General features: G+C 67.5%; 18 protein-coding genes. 11 read left to right on the forward strand and 7 right to left on the reverse strand.

Annotated elements, in window-relative coordinates:
* Positions 1-130: 130 nt before the first annotated feature.
* The gene (locus AC1DHD_RS05385) at positions 131-682 is read right to left on the reverse strand and encodes a murein hydrolase activator EnvC family protein (protein ID WP_476878716.1); all 552 of its coding nucleotides are present in this window, start codon (positions 680-682) and stop codon (positions 131-133) included.
* A 459-nt stretch (positions 683-1,141) separates the two neighbouring features.
* Here AC1DHD_RS05385 and rpsB point away from each other — a divergent pair, with 459 nt between their 5' ends.
* From rpsB to AC1DHD_RS05415, 6 genes are all read left to right on the forward strand, one after another.
* Positions 1,142-2,014, forward strand: a complete 873-nt coding sequence (rpsB, locus tag AC1DHD_RS05390; protein ID WP_476878717.1) for a 30S ribosomal protein S2 — start codon at positions 1,142-1,144, stop codon at positions 2,012-2,014.
* Between the two features lie 143 nt (positions 2,015-2,157).
* Complete coding sequence (tsf, locus tag AC1DHD_RS05395) at positions 2,158-2,994, forward strand: translation elongation factor Ts (RefSeq protein WP_476878718.1); 837 nt, start codon at positions 2,158-2,160, stop codon at positions 2,992-2,994.
* A 136-nt stretch (positions 2,995-3,130) separates the two neighbouring features.
* Positions 3,131-3,868: a UMP kinase gene (gene pyrH / locus AC1DHD_RS05400; RefSeq protein ID WP_476878719.1), complete on the forward strand. Its 738-nt coding sequence runs from the start codon at positions 3,131-3,133 to the stop codon at positions 3,866-3,868.
* Between the two features lie 75 nt (positions 3,869-3,943).
* On the forward strand, positions 3,944-4,501 hold the full coding sequence (gene frr, locus AC1DHD_RS05405) for a ribosome recycling factor (protein WP_476878720.1): 558 nt from the start codon (positions 3,944-3,946) through the stop codon (positions 4,499-4,501).
* Positions 4,501-5,421 (forward strand): phosphatidate cytidylyltransferase, encoded by a 921-nt coding sequence (locus tag AC1DHD_RS05410; protein ID WP_476878721.1) that lies wholly within the window; start codon positions 4,501-4,503, stop codon positions 5,419-5,421. Before frr ends, AC1DHD_RS05410 begins: the two co-directional genes overlap by 1 nt.
* Before the next feature lie 94 nt (positions 5,422-5,515).
* A complete protein-coding gene (locus AC1DHD_RS05415) occupies positions 5,516-6,100 on the forward strand; it encodes a DivIVA domain-containing protein (protein WP_476878733.1) in 585 nt (194 codons plus the stop codon).
* A gap of 90 nt (positions 6,101-6,190) precedes the next feature.
* On the opposite strand, the gene AC1DHD_RS05420 is transcribed toward AC1DHD_RS05415, so the two are convergent.
* The 4 genes from AC1DHD_RS05420 to AC1DHD_RS05435 are packed head-to-tail and all read right to left on the reverse strand — an operon-like array spanning position 6,191 to position 10,030.
* The gene (locus AC1DHD_RS05420; protein WP_476878722.1) at positions 6,191-7,657 is read right to left on the reverse strand and encodes a sodium/solute symporter; all 1,467 of its coding nucleotides are present in this window, start codon (positions 7,655-7,657) and stop codon (positions 6,191-6,193) included.
* A 7-nt stretch (positions 7,658-7,664) separates the two neighbouring features.
* Positions 7,665-8,075 carry a DUF485 domain-containing protein gene (locus AC1DHD_RS05425; protein ID WP_476878723.1) on the reverse strand — a complete coding sequence of 137 codons (411 nt, stop codon included), beginning with the start codon at positions 8,073-8,075 and terminating at the stop codon, positions 7,665-7,667.
* Positions 8,072-8,791, reverse strand: a complete 720-nt coding sequence (locus AC1DHD_RS05430) for a LytR/AlgR family response regulator transcription factor (RefSeq protein WP_476878724.1) — start codon at positions 8,789-8,791, stop codon at positions 8,072-8,074. The genes AC1DHD_RS05425 and AC1DHD_RS05430 overlap by 4 nt, the downstream gene beginning before the upstream one ends.
* A gap of 21 nt (positions 8,792-8,812) precedes the next feature.
* Positions 8,813-10,030: a sensor histidine kinase gene (locus AC1DHD_RS05435; RefSeq protein WP_476878725.1), complete on the reverse strand. Its 1,218-nt coding sequence runs from the start codon at positions 10,028-10,030 to the stop codon at positions 8,813-8,815.
* Positions 10,031-10,257: 227 nt separating this feature from the next.
* On the opposite strand from AC1DHD_RS05435, the gene AC1DHD_RS05440 reads away from it, so the two are divergent.
* Both AC1DHD_RS05440 and AC1DHD_RS05445 read left to right on the forward strand, forming a co-directional pair.
* Complete coding sequence (locus AC1DHD_RS05440; protein WP_476878726.1) at positions 10,258-10,638, forward strand: DUF485 domain-containing protein; 381 nt, start codon at positions 10,258-10,260, stop codon at positions 10,636-10,638.
* Positions 10,635-12,251, forward strand: coding sequence for a solute symporter family protein (locus AC1DHD_RS05445; protein ID WP_476878727.1), 1,617 nt, complete (start codon positions 10,635-10,637; stop codon positions 12,249-12,251). The genes AC1DHD_RS05440 and AC1DHD_RS05445 overlap by 4 nt, the downstream gene beginning before the upstream one ends.
* 155 nt (positions 12,252-12,406) lie before the next feature.
* Here the strand turns inward: AC1DHD_RS05445 and AC1DHD_RS05450 are convergent, their stop codons facing one another.
* Entirely contained in the window at positions 12,407-12,880 is a 474-nt protein-coding gene (locus AC1DHD_RS05450) for an Lrp/AsnC family transcriptional regulator (RefSeq protein ID WP_476878728.1), read from the reverse strand.
* Between the two features lie 196 nt (positions 12,881-13,076).
* Here AC1DHD_RS05450 and pdhA point away from each other — a divergent pair, with 196 nt between their 5' ends.
* From pdhA to AC1DHD_RS05465, 3 genes are read left to right on the forward strand one after another with little or no spacing between them, the layout of a single operon-like run.
* A complete protein-coding gene (gene pdhA, locus AC1DHD_RS05455; RefSeq protein WP_476878729.1) occupies positions 13,077-14,255 on the forward strand; it encodes a pyruvate dehydrogenase (acetyl-transferring) E1 component subunit alpha in 1,179 nt (392 codons plus the stop codon).
* On the forward strand, positions 14,255-15,265 hold the full coding sequence (locus AC1DHD_RS05460) for an alpha-ketoacid dehydrogenase subunit beta (protein WP_476878730.1): 1,011 nt from the start codon (positions 14,255-14,257) through the stop codon (positions 15,263-15,265). The genes pdhA and AC1DHD_RS05460 overlap by 1 nt, the downstream gene beginning before the upstream one ends.
* On the forward strand, positions 15,262-16,644 hold the full coding sequence (locus AC1DHD_RS05465; RefSeq protein ID WP_476878731.1) for a dihydrolipoamide acetyltransferase family protein: 1,383 nt from the start codon (positions 15,262-15,264) through the stop codon (positions 16,642-16,644). The genes AC1DHD_RS05460 and AC1DHD_RS05465 overlap by 4 nt, the downstream gene beginning before the upstream one ends.
* 43 nt (positions 16,645-16,687) lie before the next feature.
* On the opposite strand, the gene AC1DHD_RS05470 is transcribed toward AC1DHD_RS05465, so the two are convergent.
* The gene (locus AC1DHD_RS05470; RefSeq protein WP_476878732.1) at positions 16,688-17,311 is read right to left on the reverse strand and encodes an SACE_7040 family transcriptional regulator; all 624 of its coding nucleotides are present in this window, start codon (positions 17,309-17,311) and stop codon (positions 16,688-16,690) included.
* Between the last annotated feature and the right edge of the window lie 118 nt (positions 17,312-17,429).

Consider the following 17,429-nt stretch of genomic DNA (forward strand, 5'->3'; position numbering starts at 1 on the left):
ACTCCTACGAGGGCACCCACGAGATCAACACCCTCGTCACCGGCCGGGCCATCACGGGCATTTCGGCCATCGTCTAGGCCCCGCCGGCCGGCGGCGATGCCCCGGCCTGACGCGGCACCACTGCGGCCCTTCATCCCGAGCCCCCCAGCCCGTCACCGGGTCGTACGGGCGGCAGCAGGATGGAGGGCCGCAGGTCCATCACGAAGGCCAGCGGGTTGACGTAGTCCTCCCCGCGCCGCACGCCCCAGTGGATGCACGGTGTACCGCCACAATGGCCGGGCAGTGAACGTCCCACCACCGCCCCGCGGACCACGGCCTCGCCTGGGTGAAGGTTGCTGGAAACGGGTTCGAAACTGCTCCGCAGCCCGCCGCCGTGGTCGATCGTGACCACCGGCCGGTCCACCACAAAACCGACGAAGCTGACCGTGCCCGAGGCCGGTGCGGTGACCGCGGCGCCGTCGGACGCCGCCTGCAGATCCACGCCCCGGTGCCCGCTCAGCCAGGGCCGGTCCGGCGGATCGAACGCCCGCAGCACCGCCGGCCTGGGGGCGAGGGGCCAGGTCCATCCTCCGGCGGGAACCGCGGTGCCTGCCAGTGCGGTGCCTGCCAGTGCGGGCGCCGCCGCCGGCGTCGCCAGGGCCAAAACGAGCAGCAGGGCTGCCGGAAATGCGGGTATCCTCATGCCGCCAGCCTGCCGCGGCCACGACCGGCCGGGAAGCCCGCGGCGGCGCTATGTGGATTCCCGTCGAGGCCCCTCCCGCAGCCCCCGGGAGAACCCCTTAACCGGTCCCTGGGTGGGGGTCCGCTGTAGTACACTTGGTGGAGCAGTTTGCTGTGCCCTCATGCCTTATGCCACTCCGAAGGTTCATTCCGATGATCCGTGCGCGTGGCCGGGCAGCACGTCTCATTCAGGAGTGCGGGAGCAGCGRCTGACTACGCGTATCCAGCCCTCCCTATCCGAAGCCCGGCTTCCGGGTGCGGAGGACTGCGCCTCTTACGGTCCGGCCTAGGCCTGGATGAGGGGTGCGGTGGATGCCAGGAGGAACACCCGCCTGGGTGTTGCTAATCAACCGTCAACTATTGGCAGGGTAAGAGGGTCCATGGGCTCTCTCATGAATGACCTGCCGGAAGGAGCGTCGGCATGCCCGTCGTAACTATGCGCCAGCTGCTTGACAGCGGCGTCCACTTTGGACACCAGACCCGTCGTTGGAACCCGAAGATGAAGCGTTTCATCTTCACGGAGCGCAACGGCATCTACATCATTGACCTTCAGCAGTCGCTGTCCTACATCGACCGTGCCTACGAGTTCGTAAAGGCCACCGTTGCACACGGCGGCACCGTTCTCTTCGTCGGCACCAAGAAGCAGGCACAGGAAGCTATTGCCGAGCAGGCCACCCGCGTCGGCCAGCCGTACGTCAACCAGCGTTGGCTCGGCGGCATGCTGACCAACTTCCAGACGGTTTCCAAGCGCATCCAGCGCATGAAGGAACTCGAAGAGATCGACTTCGACGACGTCGCCGGTTCCGCTTACACCAAGAAGGAACTGCTGCTTCTCCGCCGCGAGCTGACCAAGCTGGAAACCAACCTCGGTGGTATCCGCAACCTGACCAAGGCGCCGTCGCTCCTCTGGGTTGTCGACACCAAGAAGGAACACCTCGCCGTTGACGAGGCCAAGAAGCTGAACATCCCGGTTGTTGCCATCCTGGACACCAACTGCGATCCGGACGAAGTCGATTTCCCGATCCCGGGCAACGACGACGCCATCCGCTCCGTTAACCTGCTGACCCGCGTTGTCGCTGACGCCGTTGCTGAGGGCCTCATCGCCCGCAACCAGCGCGCCACCGGCACCACGGAAGCCCCGGAAGAGCCGCTGGCCGAGTGGGAGCGCGAGCTCCTCGAAGGCAGCAAGGCTGAAGAGGCTGCCGCTCCGGCCGCCGCGGAAGCTGCCGCTCCGGAAGCAACCGAGGCTGCCCCGGCCGCCGAAGCTGCTCCGGCCGCCGACGAAGCCAAGTAGTCAGACAAATAAATCAGGATCTCCCCGCGCGCTTCATGCAGTTGCCTGCAGCGCAAGGGGTACCGACAGGATGGCTGCTCACTGGGTGAGCAGCCGTCCTGTTGGTCCGTACACCACATAAATTTCTAGACAGAGGGGTTCACATGGCGAACTACACTGCCGCTGATATCAAGGCTCTGCGCGAGCGCACCGGCGCCGGCATGATGGATGTCAAGAAGGCTCTTGACGAAGCCAACGGTGATGCCGAGAAGGCCATCGAAATCATCCGCATCAAGGGCCTCAAGGGCGCAACCAAGCGCGAAGGCCGCTCCACCGCTGAAGGCCTGGTTGCCGCCAAGGTCAACGGCGGCGTCGGTGTGATGATCGAGGTCAACTGCGAGACCGACTTCGTCGCCAAGGCTGACAAGTTCATCCAGCTCGCCGACAAGGTGCTTGCTGTTGCTGTTGAGTCCGGCGCTGCCGACCTTGACACCCTGCTCGCCACCGAGGTCGACGGCAAGCCGCTGTCCGAGGTTGTCATCGAAGAAGGCGCAGTGCTGGGCGAGAAGGTTGTCGTCCGCCGCATCGCCCGCATCGAAGCCCCGACGGTCGACGCGTACCTGCACAAGACCTCCAAGGACCTCCCGGCCCAGGTTGGCGTGCTGTTCGCCGTTGACGGTGAAGGCGAAGCTGCTGCCACTGCCGCCCACGACGTCGCCGTGCACGTCGCTGCCATGGCTCCGAACTACCTGACCCGCGAGGACGTTCCGTCCGAGCTGGTCGAGTCCGAGCGCCGCATCGCCGAGGAAACCGCCAAGGCCGAGGGCAAGCCCGAGGCTGCGATGACCAAGATCGTGGAAGGCCGTGTGACGGGCTTCTACAAGGGCGAGGTCCTCGTTGACCAGGCATTCGCCAAGGATGCCAAGAAGTCTGTCGCCCAGGTCCTCGAAGAGGCCGGCGTCAAGGCAACCGGATTCACGCRTTTCCGCGTCGGTTCCTAAGTAAGACACGCTRAGGGGGTGGTCACTGCGGTGGCCACCCCTTTTGCATGCACCCGGGAACGCTGGCCCGGGGCGGAATGCAGCCTTTGGTCCCCGGCACGATAATCTTTTCAAAGCTCACCAACGGGAAGGCACCATGGAAACCGTCAACAATTCAGCCCAGCCTAAGAAGACCAGGCGCCGCGTGCTCCTGAAGCTGTCCGGCGAGGTTTTCGGCGGCGGCAAACTGGGCGTTGACCCGGACACTGTCCGCGGGGTCGCCAAGCAGATCGCGGCCGCCGTGCCCGACGTCGAGGTCGCTATCGTCGTCGGCGGCGGAAACTTCTTCCGCGGCGCCGAACTCTCGCAGAGCGGCATGGACCGCTCCCGCGCCGACTACATGGGCATGCTTGGCACCGTCATGAACTGCCTGGCCCTGCAGGACTTCCTGGAGCAGGCGGGCGTCGAGACCCGCGTCCAGAGCGCCATCACCATGGGACAGGTCGCGGAAGCCTACATCCCGCGCCGCGCCATCCGCCACATGGAGAAGGGCCGCGTTGTGATCTTCGGTGCCGGCGCCGGACTCCCGTACTTCTCCACCGACACCGTCGCCGCCCAGCGCGCCATGGAGGTGCACGCCGACGTCGTCCTGATGGCCAAGAGCGGGGTCGACGGCGTCTACACCGCCGACCCGAAGAAGGATCCCACCGCTGAGAAGCTGCACAGCCTCAGCTACGACGAGGCCCTCCGCCGCGACATCCGAGTGATGGACCAGACGGCGATGACCATGTGCAAGGACAACAACCTGACCATGGTGGTGTTCGGCATGGAGGGCGAAGGCAACGTGACCCGGGCCATCCGCGGCGAGGACCTGGGCACCGTAGTCACCCCCTAGCTGCGGCTAGGATGTTTTTTAGGACAGTTCCGCACCCCGGGCAATGGGGCGCGCACTATTTTCTGAGGAGAGACCGTGATCGAAGAAACCTTGCTCGAAGCCGGGGACAAGATGGACAAGGCGGTTGAGGTAGCCAAGGAAGACTTCGCCTCGATCCGCACCGGCCGCGCCACCCCGGGCCTGTACAACAAGGTCATGGTGGAGTACTACGGTTCGCCGACGCCGCTGCAGCAGCTGGCGTCGTTTGCCGTCCCGGATGCGCGCACCATCCTCATCACGCCGTTCGACAAGACCGCCCTGCGGGACATCGAACGCGCCCTGAGCGACTCCGAGGTCGGCGCCAACCCCTCCAACGACGGCAACGTCATCCGGATCACCATCCCGGAACTGACGAAGGAACGCCGCAAGGAATACGTCAAGATCGTCAAAGCCAAGGGCGAGGACGCCAAGGTCTCCATCCGCAATATCCGCCGCAAGGCCAAGGAAACCCTGGACAAGCTGGTCAAGGACGGCGAGGCAGGCGAGGACGAGGGCACCCGCGGCGAGAAGGAACTGGACGCCCTGACCAAGTCCCACGTCGACGGCATCGATGAGCTGCTCAAACGCAAGGAAGCCGAGCTGCTCGAAGTCTGATGGCGGACGAGGAACAGGCCCCCGGACCGCGTGTCCGGGTACGGGGGAAAGAGCGGAAAAATCCCACGCCCAAGGCCGGCCGGAACCTTCCGGCCGCCACGGCGGTGGGCCTCGCCATGCTCTTCGCCGTCCTGGGGGGCCTGCTCTTCCTGCCCCTGGCCTTTGTCCTGATCGTCACGGCCTTCGCAGTGTTCGGCGTCTGGGAAGTCTTCCGGGCCCTCGAAGCCTCCGGCACCCGGCTGCCGATCATCCCGGCCATGACAGGCACCATCGCCATGCCGCTCGCGGCCTACTTTGGCGGCCCTGAAAGCCTGATGTTCGCCATGCTGCTTAGCAGCGTGGCGGTGCTCCTGTGGCGCTCCCTGGAAGGTGCCGCCGGATCCGCCCGCAGCATCTTCGCCGGCGTCTTCACCATGGCCTGGGTGCCGTTCCTGATCAGCTTCGCCGTGCTGCCGCTGCATGCCTCCGGCGGAGTCACCCCGATCGGGCCCTGGCCCGGCGGCGTGGTCCCGATCGGAGCCTGGGAGATCGGGACACTGCTGCTGCTGGTGGTCTCCAACGACACCTTCGGCTACCTCGTGGGCGCCTCCCTCGGCAAACACCCGATGGCCCCGAAGATCAGCCCGAAGAAATCCTGGGAGGGCTTCGGCGGATCCATTGCCGGCGCCGTGGTGGTCGGCATCCTCGCCAGCATCTACGTCCTCGGTGAGCCCTGGTGGTTCGGTGCGGCCCTGGCCGTGGGAATGGTTGCCGCCGCAACGGCGGGTGACCTCGCCGAGTCCATGGTCAAACGCGAGCTTGGCATCAAGGACATGGGCAACATCCTGCCGGGCCACGGGGGAGTCATGGACCGGCTGGACTCCATCGTGTTCGCTTCACCGGTGGCCTTTATGATCTTCTCCGCCGGAGCCGGCGGCTAACACTCCCCTCCCCGCTCCCGGTGCCTAGAATGGTGCCGAGCAATCACGCCTGAACGTGGCGCAACCAGAGCCGAACGGCATCGAAGGAAACAACATTACAGTGGACATTCAACGGCAGATCCCGGCCTCCTTTGACCGCGTGCAGCGGAACCAGTACGGCTACAACGCCAAGCAGGTGGACCAGTTCCTGCAGCGCGCCCGGGTTTCGTTCGAATCGCCGCACGCCGCCGGACGCTCCATCAAAAGCGCTGACGTCCGCGCCGTCTCATTCGACCCCGTCAAGGGCGGCTACTCCGCGGCCGGCGTCGACGCGGCACTGGACCGCCTCGAGGACGCCATGGCGCGGCGGGAACGCGACGAGCTGATCGGGGAGCGCGGCGAGGACGCCTGGCTCCGCGAAATCGGCCGGCTCGCCGGACTGCTCCGCGGCCGGCTGCACCGTCCCGACGGCCAGCGCTTCCGCCGCCCGGCCAAGGGCAAGGTGCGCAGCTACAACACCACCGACGTCGACGATCTCTGCCACGAACTGATCGGCTACCTCGAAGAGGACCAGCCGCTGAGCGTCGACAACATCCGCCGCGCCGTCTTCCGCCCCGCCGTCGGCCGCGAAGGCTACGAGGAGAACCAGGTGGATGCGTTCCTCGACCGGGTGGTCGAGCTGATGGCCGCCATCGACTGACCCGTTCCCGCGCAGGCGCGCCGGCTAACGGGCCCAGCGGACTAGCGCCCGACTAGCCCGCGGCTAGCCCCCGGCGGAGCGCCCGGCGGACTAGCGTTCAGTGACGAGCGGCCGTTCCGGGGTATGCAGCCGGGTCATCAGCCGGGTGATGGTCCGCGGCACCCGGCCCTGGGTGGCGCGCGACACCAGCACCATCACCGCGAAGGCGGTCGGGACCGTCCAGGCGGCCGGCTGGGCCAGCCAGGACGGCGTCCCCGCGGCGCCCAGCACGGCGCCCGCGATCATGGCGCCGCCGCAGGCGGCCGCCCCCGTCAGCATCCCGGCGATCGCCCCGGCGTCGGTCAGGCCGCGCCACCAGATGCCCAGGAGCAACACCGGGCAGATGGTGGAGGCCGTAAAAGCGAAGACCAGGCCCACACTGCCGGCCAGCGCCGTGGAGTCCGTCATACTGGCGATCCCGAGCGGAACCACGGCCGAGATCAGCGCCGCGAGCCGGAAGCCCCGCACACTGCCGCCGAGCACGTCCTGGCTGATGACGCCGGCCAGGGACACCACCAGCCCCGACGTGGTGGACAGGAACGCCGCGAAGGCCCCCGCCACGACGAGGGCCGACAGCAGGTCCCCGGCCGGCCCCCCGATCATCCGCCCCGGGAGCAGGAGCACCAGGGCATCGGCCTGGCCGCTCTTGGCCAGGCCGGGCGCGAAGACCCGGCCGATCAGGCCGTAGGCCGTCGGGAAAAGGTAAAACACCGAGAGCAGGCCCAGGACAATCAGGGTGGTCCGGCGGGCGGACTGCCCGTCGGGATTGGTGTAAAAGCGCACCAGCACGTGGGGGAGCCCCAGCGTCCCGAAGAGCAGGGCCACCAGCAGGGAGATGTTCTGGTACGGCCCGGCGGCGGCCAGCGCCGTCGGATTCACGGCGGGCTCCGCGGCGGCGGGTGAGCCCGTGCCGGCCAGGACGAACAGGATAAAGAGGACCGGGACGGCCAGCGCGGTCAGTTTCAGCCAGTACTGGAAGGCCTGGACGAAGGTGATGGACCGCATCCCGCCGGCCACCACCGTCACGCAGACGACGGCGACGACGGCCACCTGACCCACCCACGCGGGCAGCCCGGTGGTGATCCGGATGGCCAGGGCGGCGCCGTGGAGTTGCGGGACGATGTAGAGCCAGCCGACCAGCACCACCACCAGGCTCGTGACCCGGCGCACCGCCCTGGAATCCAGCCGGGCCTCGGTGAAATCAGGGATCGTGTAGGCCCCGGAACGCCGCAGCGGGGCGGCCACGAACAACAGGAGCATCAGATAGCCGGCCGTGTACCCCACCGGGAACCATAACGCGTCCGTGCCCGAGAGCAGGATGAGTCCGGCGACGCCGAGGAAACTCGCGGCGGAAAGGTATTCGCCGCCGATCGCCGAGGCGTTCCACCACGGCCGCACGGTGCGGGAGGCGACGTAGAAATCCCCGGTGGTCCGGGAGATCCGCAGGCCGTAGAAACCGATCATGGCGGTGGCCAGCGACACGGCGGCAAACGCGGCAATGCCCACGACCGGGTTCACCGGCCGCTCACCTGTCCCCGGCCAGGTCGCGGTAGCGTGCCTCGTTCCGCGCCGCCGTGCGGACATACAGCCAGGCGCTCAGGCCGATGACCGGGTAGATTCCCGCACCCAAAAGGACCCAGTCGAACGGCAGCCCTGCGATGCGCAGCTCCGCCAGGCCCGGCACCAGCGCCAGCATCAGGGCGAACGCGACGAGGATCAGCAGGAAGCCGGCGGCCACCACGATGCCCAGCCGTAGCTGCGAGCGGATGAGGGACCGGATGAAGACCTGCCCGGCGTCGGATTCCTCGGCGGCCTCCCGGGTGTCCGCGGCCGTCCGGCCGGCGAAGTCCGTCCTGGCGGCGCCGGCATCGGGGCTGCCCGCGGCCAGGCTTCCCGGGTTCAGGCTTCGGGGTGCGGTGACACGGACCCGGGTCATGCCTGCGGCCGGATCCGGGTCGCCTCAAGCTTCTCCCGGACCGGGGGCAGGTGCCGGCGGCTGATGGGCAGCTCCGCGCCGGTGACCGTGACGCTGGGCCGGGCCGCTGCAAGCTTCATGTGGCTGACGTGGTTCAGGGCGATCAGGTAGGACCGGTGGATCCGGAGGAACCCGGCGTCGGACCACTGCTGCTCCAGGTCCGCCAGYGGCACCCGGATCAGGTAGCTGGCGTCGGCGGTGTGCAGCCGGGCGTAGTCGCCCTGCGCCTGGACGTAGGTGACGTCGTCGCGGCGGATCATCTTGGTGGTCCCGCCCAGATCAACGGTGATCATCTCCGGAACCGGCGCCCCCTCACGGAGCAGTTCGCTGATCCGGCCGACCGACTTGGCCAGCCGCTCGGCCCGGACCGGTTTGAGCAGGTAATCGACCGCTGCCAGTTCGAAAGCTTCGAGCGCGCACTCCTCGTCGGCAGTGACGAAGACGACGGCGGGCGGCTTGGCCGAGCGGGAGATGACCCGGGCGATGTCCAGCCCGGAGAGCGCCGGCATATGGATGTCCAGGAAGACGGCGTCGACGTCTTCGGATTCGAGGGCGCGCAGCGCCTCGGCGCCGGAGGACGCCCGGTGGATGGCCCCGATCCGCTCGTCCCGGCCCAGCAGGAAGGCCAGTTCCTCGACGGCGGGCAGCTCGTCGTCGGCGACGAGGACGTTAATCATGGTTCTAGGGTACTGCCGGGTTCACGCGTCGTGGCGCGGCTGGGATTTGGGCACGCGCATGGTGATCAGCGTGCCCTCGCCCGGCGCCGTCTCAATCACCAGGCCGGTATCCTCGCCGTACACCTGCCGCAGCCGGGCATCGACGTTGCGCAGGCCCACGTGGTCGCCGTCGGTGTGTCCGGCCAGGACGGCCCGCAGGTTCTCCGGGTCCATGCCGACGCCGTCGTCCTCGATGGTGACCTCCGCGAAGGCGCCCGAGTCGTTGGCGGTGATGGTGATGTGGCCCGGGCCTTCCTTGGCTTCGAGCCCGTGGCGGACGGCGTTTTCCACCAGCGGCTGCAGGCTCAGGAACGGGATCACGGTACTGAGCACTTCCGGGGCGATCCGCAGGCTGACCTGCACCCGGTCGCCGAAACGGGCGCGCTCCAGGAGCAAGTACCGGTCGATGCAGCGCAGTTCCTCGGCCAGGGTGGTGAAGTCACCGTGCCGCCGGAACGAGTAGCGGGTGAAATCCGCGAACTCCACCACCAGTTCGCGGGCGCGGACCGGGTCCGTATTGATAAAGGACGCGATTGCGTTCAGTGAGTTGTAGATGAAATGCGGGCTGATCTGGGCCCGGAGCGCCCGGACCTCGGCCTCCATCAGCAGCGTCCGGGACGCGTCCAGTTCCGCCAGCTCCACCTGCGTGGCCACCCAGTCCGCCACCTCGCCGGTGGCGCGGACCAGCCCAGCTCCGGCGGCCGGCGCGAACGCGGCCACCACGCCCGCCACCCGGGTGCCGGCCTTGATCGGCGCGATCACGACCGCGCGTTCCGCCCCCGCAGCCAGCGGCGCCCGGGACCCGCCGTTGGCCAGCAACTGCAGCTCCCCGGCCGGGATCACCGCCGTGTGTCCGCCCTCCAGCACCTTGGCGGCGAGGCCCATCAGGGCCGGCTTGAGTTCTTCGCCTCCGCCGTCCCAGGCCAGGACGCCGGTGGTGTCGGTGATCGCCAGGGCATCGCAGCCCAGCAGGCTCCGGAGCTGGCGGCTCGCCTTGGCGGCGCCGGCCGGGTTCAGCCCGGTGCGCAGGTGCTGGCCGGCCCGGGACGCGGCGTGCAGCGTCTTGTAGGTAGCCCGCTCGGCGTCCGTGCCCAGCTCCCGGAAGGAACGCAGGACCTTGAGTCCCACGGCGACGACGACGGCGATCGCCAGCGCGATCACGGCGATCGCCGCGGCGGAGAGGAGGGGAGAGTCCGGCATGCTGCCAGCGTAGCGCGGCGGGTGCGGACAGGCGGCGGAGGCTGCGCGGACGGGCAYGGTGCGCCGTTGGGCGCAGCGTGGCGACCGTTGAGCGACAGTAAACACGGCGGTGCTGGAATGTAACACGCGTCACGGTGCACAGTGATTGCAGTCACACAAGGCCGGACGTCTGTTTCCCGGAACCCGGGTAACCGGTTGTGGCTCGCCAGTCTCAATGAGGAGGAACGATGGGTCACGAAGCCCAAGAAACGGACGCACCGGCGTTCGTGGACTTTAAGGAAGTCCAATCGACGGAGCGGTTCCAGGAACTGCGCAAACGTCACCGCAGCTTTGTCTTTCCGATGGCCATCGCATTCCTGCTGTGGTACTTCGCCTACGTCCTGCTGGCCGACTACGCCGTGGGCTTTATGTCCACGAAGGTTTGGGGGAACATCAACATCGGCCTGATCCTGGGCCTGCTGCAGTTCGTGTCGACGTTCGCCATCAYCGGCTGGTACGTCAGCTACTCCAACCGGAAGCTGGACCCCATCGCCTCCGAGATCCGGCATGAGATCGAGGGCCACGAATTCGACAAGCACGGCAACCCAGTGAGCGGAACGGCACAATGACACTTATGGTCCCCGCGGTCAACGTCGCCGCGCTCAAAGACACCACCCTCCTGAACATGGGCATCTTTGCCGTGTTCGTCGCGGTCACCATGGTGATCGTGTTCCGCGCCAGCCGCAACAACAAGACGGCGGCCGACTACTACGCCGCCGGCCGTTCCTTCACGGGCTCCCAGAACGGCACCGCAATTGCCGGCGACTACCTCTCGGCGGCGTCCTTCCTGGGCATCACCGGCGCCATCGCCATCAACGGCTATGACGGCTTTATGTACTCGATCGGCTTCCTGGTCGCCTGGCTGGTGGCCCTGCTGCTGGTGGCCGAACTGCTCCGCAACACCGGCAAGTTCACCATGGCCGATGTGCTGTCCTTCCGGCTCCGGCAGCGACCGGTCCGCATCGCCGCCGCCATCTCCACGCTGGCCGTGTGCTTCTTCTACCTGCTGGCCCAGATGGCCGGTGCCGGCAGCCTGATCTCCCTGCTGCTGGGCATCAGCGACTGGGGCGGACAGGCGCTGGTGATCATCGTCGTCGGCGCCCTGATGATCATGTACGTCCTGATCGGCGGCATGAAGGGCACCACCTGGGTCCAGATCATCAAGGCCATGCTCCTGATTGCCGGCGCGGCCGTAATGACCTTCTGGGTCCTGGCGATCTACGGCTTCAACCTCTCCGACCTCCTCGGCGGCGCGGCGGAAACGGCCAAGAACCCGGCCGTCCTCAACCCGGGCCTGCAGTACGGCAAGTCGGATACGTCCAAGCTGGACTTTATGTCCCTGGGCCTGGCCCTCGTGCTGGGCACCGCCGCCCTGCCGCACGTGCTGATGCGCTTCTACACGGTCCCGACCGCCAAGGAAGCCCGCAAGTCCGTGGTCTGGTCCATCTGGCTGATCGGGCTGTTCTACCTGTTCACGCTGGTGCTGGGCTACGGTGCCGCGGCCCTCGTCGGGGCGGACACGATCAAGAGCGCTCCGGGCGGGGTCAACTCCGCGGCTCCGCTGCTGGCCTTCCACCTCGGCGGCCCGCTGCTGCTCGGCTTCATCTCGGCGGTGGCCTTTGCCACGATCCTGGCCGTGGTGGCCGGGCTGACCATTACCGCCGCGGCGTCGTTTGCGCACGACATCTACGCCAACGTCCTGGCCAAGGGCAAGGCCGATCCGGAAACCGAGGTCCGGGTGGCCCGGCGCACGGTGATTGTGATCGGCATCCTGGCTATCGCCGGCGGTATCTTCGCCAACGGACAGAATGTCGCGTTCCTGGTTGCGCTCGCGTTCGCCGTGGCGGCCTCGGCCAACCTGCCCACCATCATCTACTCGCTGTTCTGGCGCAGGTTCACCACGCAGGGCGCGATCTGGAGCATGTACGGCGGCCTCGGCTCGGCCATCATCCTCATCGCACTTTCCCCGGTGGTGTCCGGTGCCAAAACCTCCATGATCCAGGGTGCCAACTTCGCGATCTTCCCGCTGAGCAACCCCGGTATCGTCTCCATCCCGCTCGCGTTCTTCCTGGGCTGGCTCGGCACGGTGCTGGACAAGCGGCGTGAAGACACCACCAAGCAGGCCGAGATGGAAGTCCGCTCCCTGACCGGGGTGGGCGCAGAAAAGGCCAGCAACCACTAACCCGGGGCCGGACCGCAACCAACACAGCGGAACCAGTAAGGCGGAGCTCCCGTGCAGTGTGCACGGGGGCTCCGCCTTTGCGTGTTCGGGCCGGAAGCCGTAGCCGGAAACCGGTGCCGGTTGCGGGGGCGCCGCGGTCTCAGGTGTCCGCGGGCTCAGGTGTCCGCGGAACCGCGTTCCAGCAGAGGCTGGATCCGGAACGGGATCAGTTCGCCCATGGCCAGGGCCGTGTCGGTACGGTCCACGCCCACGCAGGCCAGGATTTTGCCGTTGATCCGGAACAGGTCCTCGGCGTCCAGGGCCACCACCCGGAGCAGCAGGTCAGCCGACCCGGTCAGGCCGTACCCCTCGAGGATCTCCGGGATCCCGGCCAGTTCCACCGCCAACTGGCCCAGCTTCTGYTGCTGGACRTGGACGGAGATGAASGCCATCAGGGGATAGCCCAGCGCGGCCGGATTAATCCGGCGCTCAAAGGAGAGGAAGACGTGCTTCTTCTCCAGCTGGGCCATCCGGGCCTGCACGGTATTCCGGGACAAACCCAGCTTCTGGGCGAGTGCTACGACGGTGCGGCGGGGATCCAACGCCATGGCTGAAAGCAGGCGGGTGTCGGTGCCATCCAAAGCTTGCATAATGCGCAACGTTAGCACGGTCACGAAACCCCCGGCAGGGCATAATGCTCAACTTTTTCGAAGGTGGTTGTACCCAATGGCTCTTGTGAGTAGGGTCACAATTATCCGGGGCAACGGCGCCCGGGTGGCCGTCGCGCGTAGGAACCACAAGTTCCGCGGGCAGGGTCAGACGACGTCAGAAGGTTGCGGACAAACTGTGTTTACCGACGACGCGGGCAAGGGCGGCATTGCCGCCGGCGGCCCCGGGAACAGTGCAGAATCAAACAGGCGCTCGGGCGGCGATCTCGTCCAGCTCATCACCCCGGGGGGTGAACGTGTAAGCCATCCTGAGTTCGACTCCTGGGTGCAGGACGTCAGCGACGAGCAACTCGCCTCGCTCTACCAGGACATGGTGGCCATCCGCCGGATCGACGCCGAGGCCACCGCCCTGCAGCGCCAGGGTGAGCTTGCCCTCTGGCCGCCGCTGCTGGGCCAGGAAGCGTCGCAGATCGGCTCGGCCCGTGCCCTCCGCGACGACGACTTCGTCTTCCCCAGCTACCGCGACAACGGCGTCGCCTACTGCCGCGGCGTCCAGCCGGCAGACATCGTCAAGGCCTGGCGCGGCAACGCCCTCGCCGGCTGGGATCCGTACACCGTCAACGTGGCGACCCAGCAAATCATCATTGGCGCCCAGTCCCTGCACGCCACCGGATACGCCATGGGGATCCAGAACGACGGCGCCGACTCGGTGGCCGTAGCGTACTTCGGCGACGGCGCCACCAGCGAAGGCGACGTCAACGAGGCCATGGTGTTCGCGGCCAGTTTCCAGGCCCCCGTGGTGTTCTTCTGCCAGAACAACCACTGGGCCATTTCCGAGCCCGTGATGCTCCAGTCCCACATCCAGATCGCGGACCGCGCCTCCGGCTTCGGCATCCCGAGCATGCGGGTGGACGGCAACGACGTCCTCGCCGTGATGGCGGCCACCCGGATCGCCATCGACCGGGCCCGCCGCGGCGGCGGCCCCACCTTCATCGAAGCCGTCACCTACCGGATGGGACCGCACACGACGGCGGACGACCCCACCCGCTACCGGGACGCCAACGAGCTTGAGGACTGGGCCGCCAAGGACCCGATCGCCCGGCTCAAGGCCCTCCTCGAACGCAAGGGACTCCTGACGGCGGAACTGGAAACCGCCGTCGCCGCTACGGCGGACGCCGTGGCCAAGGAACTGCGCTCCGGCACCATCAACATGCCGGAGCCGCAGCCCCTCGACATCTTCAAGCACGTCTACAGCACGCCCAACTCCTGGCTGGACCGCCAGCAGGACCACTACACCCGTTACCTGGCTTCCTTCGGCGATCCCGCAGAAGCCGCCTCCGAAGAAGGTGCACGCTGATGACCCAGATGACCTTTGCCCGCGCCATTAATTCCGGCCTGCGCAAATCCCTCGAAAACGATCCCAAGGTGATCCTCATGGGTGAGGACATCGGGGCCCTGGGCGGCGTCTTCCGCATCACCGACGGACTGCAAAAAGACTTCGGCAAACACCGCGTTGTGGATACCCCGCTGGCCGAATCCGGCATCCTCGGCACCGCCGTCGGCCTCGCGTACCGCGGCTACCGCCCTGTGGTGGAGATCCAGTTCGACGGCTTCATCTACCCGGCCTTCGACCAGATCGTCAGCCAGGTCGCCAAGATGCACTACCGCACCCAGGGCGCCGTGAAGATGCCCATCACCATCCGGGTGCCCTTCGGCGGCGGGATCGGTTCGCCCGAGCACCACTCCGAGTCGCCCGAGGCCTACTTCACCCACACCTCCGGCCTGCGCGTGGTCAGCGTGTCCAACCCGCAGGACGCCCACACCATGATCCAGCAGGCCATCGCCTCGGACGATCCCGTGCTCTATTTCGAACCCAAGCGCCGCTACCACGACAAGGGCGAGGTGGATGAGTCCCTCGACCTCTCCGCGGCCCTGTCCATGGAGAAGGCACGTGTGGTCACGGAAGGCACCGACGTGACCCTGGTTGCGTACGGTCCGCTGGTGAAGACCGCCCGCGACGCTGCCCTCGCGGCCGCCGACGAGGGTGTCTCCGTCGAAGTGATCGACCTGCGCTCGCTGGCCCCGCTGGACTTCGCGACCCTGGAAGCATCCGTGCGGAAGACCGGCCGGCTCGTTATTACCCACGAGGCCAGCCAGTCCGGCGGCCTCGGCGCCGAGGTGGCCGCCAGCATCACCGAACGCTGCTTCTACCACCTCGAAGCCGCCCCCGTCCGGGTCACCGGCTTCGACGTGCCGTACCCCTACTCAAAGCTCGAAATGCACCACCTGCCGGGCCTGGACAGGATCCTCGACGGCGTCGACCGGGCCCTGGGCCGCCCCAACTCCCTTAGCGGGCTGGAAGGATGACCGCCACCATGATCAAGGAATTCCGGCTCCCGGACCTCGGCGAAGGCCTGACGGAATCAGAAATCGTCGCGTGGAAGGTCGGTGTGGGGGATACCGTCACGCTCAACCAGATCATCGCCGAGGTTGAAACCGCCAAGGCCGTCGTCGAACTGCCCTCGCCGTTCGCCGGCGTCGTGACCGCGCTGCACGAGCAGCCCGGCACCGTCGTGGAGGTCGGCAAGCCGATTGTCTCCTTCGAGATTGAGGGCGACGACGGCGACGCCGGCGCGGCCCCCGCCAAGCGCGAGCCGAACCTCGTCGGCTACGGTGCCGTGCTGGAGGGCTCGGGCCGCCCCGCCCGCCGTGCCCGCACCTTCGCCGCCGCGGCACCGGCGGCCTCCGCTGTGGCCGAGGCTCCGGCGCCGGCTGCTGCGGAACCCGGCGCAACCCCCCAGGCGGAGGCCGCGGCCGAAGCCCAGCCCGCCGCCCACACTGACTCCGCCGGGGAGCGTCCGCGCTCCACCCCGCCGGTGCGCAAACTGGCCAAGGACCTCGGCGTTGACCTCGGCGCCGTCACCGGGACCGGAGAGCGGGGCCTGATCACCCGCGACGACGTGCGGAACTTTGTAGGTGGAGGCGACCTCCCGGTGGCGCCCCAGGACCTGGCCGGCAGCCAGGCCGGCGCCCCGGCCCAGGGCGCCCGCGAAACCCGGACGCCCATCAAGGGGGTCCGGAAGTTCACCGCGGCCGCTATGGTCTCCAGCGCCTTCACCGCACCGCAYGTSACCGARTTCCTGACSSTCGACGTCACRCCCACMATGGAGCTKCTGGCRCGGCTSAAGGCCAGCCGCRCGTTCGCCGGYTACAAGCTSACGCCGCTGACSCTGGTSTCYAAGGCGGTGCTGATCGCGCTGCGCAACCACCCGACGCTCAACGCACGGTGGGACGAGGCCAACCAGGAGATTGTGCAGTTCAACTACGTCAACCTCGGTATTGCGGCCGCGACGCCCCGCGGCCTGACCGTGCCGAACATCAAGGACGCGGACCAGATGTCGCTGCTGCAGCTCTCCACGGCGCTGACCGAGCTGACCGACACGGCCCGGGCCGGGAAAACCGCCCCCGCGGACCTTGGTGGCGGCACSATCTCCATCACGAACATCGGYGTYTTCGGCATTGACGCSGGMACGCCCATCCTSAAYCCGGGCGAGGCAGCCATCCTGGCCCTTGGCGCGGTGCGGAAGATGCCGTGGGAGTACCAGGACCAGGTGGCGCTGCGGCAGGTTATGACCTTGAGCCTGTCCTTCGACCACCGGCTGGTCGACGGCGAGCAGGGTTCCCGGTTCCTCCAGGACCTCGGCGCCATCCTTGCTGACCCCGGTATGGCCTTGGCGATGGTCTAGGGATTCCGGACCCTTGGTATGTCGGGGCGCCTTTGTGGGGGCGTCAGCCGGCGGGAGGCGTGGGTGGGGCCGTCAACGCGGCCAGCGCCATGCTCTCAAGCAGGGGCCGCGCACGCTTGAGGGCCATCCGCCGCCCGTGGTTGCGGACCGAGTGCGGTGTGGAGTTGATCAGGCCGAACGTGGCGTGCGCGCGCATCCGCAGTTCGGCGGGATCCGTGTCCGGGTGCAGCCCGGCCAGGACGTCCACCCAGAGCTCGACGTAGTTGCGCTGCAGGGTGCGGACCTCGGCCTCGTCGGCGTCGTCGAGGTTGCTGAAGTCCTGGTCCTGGACCCGGATGACGTCGGAGTTGCTCAGGGCGAAGTCGACGTGGAATTCGACCAGGCCGGCCAAGGCCGCGGCCGGTCCGCCGGAGCCAGCAACCACAGTCCGGCCGCCGTCCAAGAGGTCCTGGCTGACGCTAAGCAGGAGCGCGCCGAGGACGGCCTGCTTGCCGGCGAAGTGGCGGTAGACGGCGGGACCGCTGACTCCCGCTGCAGCGCCAAGGTCCTCGAGCGAAACACGGTTGAAGCCGTCGGCGGCGAACAGGGCGGCAGCCGCGGTCAGGAGGGCCTTCCGGCGGTTCTCCTTGGCCTGGCTTCGCTGGGTTGTCTGGCTGGACTCAGTCACCGGCGCGTCCCTCTCGACTGCTCTGGATAAAAGGGGTGTTGGTTGAAGCTGTCCTGTGTTGGACATCACAGTTAATAGAGACTAACCTAAAACTCAGTTATGCGTTACTAACCGAAAT

This window comes from Arthrobacter sp. 05L45_2 (assembly GCF_056397525.1).

Bases quoted from the DNA above. Each gene is read 5' to 3' on its own strand.
- AC1DHD_RS05385 (WP_476878716.1), bottom strand. From the start codon at position 682: ATGAGGATACCCGCATTTCCGGCAGCCCTGCTGCTCGTTTTGGCCCTG.
- rpsB (WP_476878717.1), top strand. From the start codon at position 1,142: ATGCCCGTCGTAACTATGCGCCAGCTGCTTGACAGCGGCGTCCACTTT.
- pyrH (WP_476878719.1), top strand. From the start codon at position 3,131: ATGGAAACCGTCAACAATTCAGCCCAGCCTAAGAAGACCAGGCGCCGC.
- AC1DHD_RS05410 (WP_476878721.1), top strand. From the start codon at position 4,501: ATGGCGGACGAGGAACAGGCCCCCGGACCGCGTGTCCGGGTACGGGGG.
- AC1DHD_RS05425 (WP_476878723.1), bottom strand. From the start codon at position 8,075: ATGACCCGGGTCCGTGTCACCGCACCCCGAAGCCTGAACCCGGGAAGC.
- AC1DHD_RS05435 (WP_476878725.1), bottom strand. From the start codon at position 10,030: ATGCCGGACTCTCCCCTCCTCTCCGCCGCGGCGATCGCCGTGATCGCG.
- AC1DHD_RS05445 (WP_476878727.1), top strand. From the start codon at position 10,635: ATGACACTTATGGTCCCCGCGGTCAACGTCGCCGCGCTCAAAGACACC.
- AC1DHD_RS05460 (WP_476878730.1), top strand. From the start codon at position 14,255: ATGACCCAGATGACCTTTGCCCGCGCCATTAATTCCGGCCTGCGCAAA.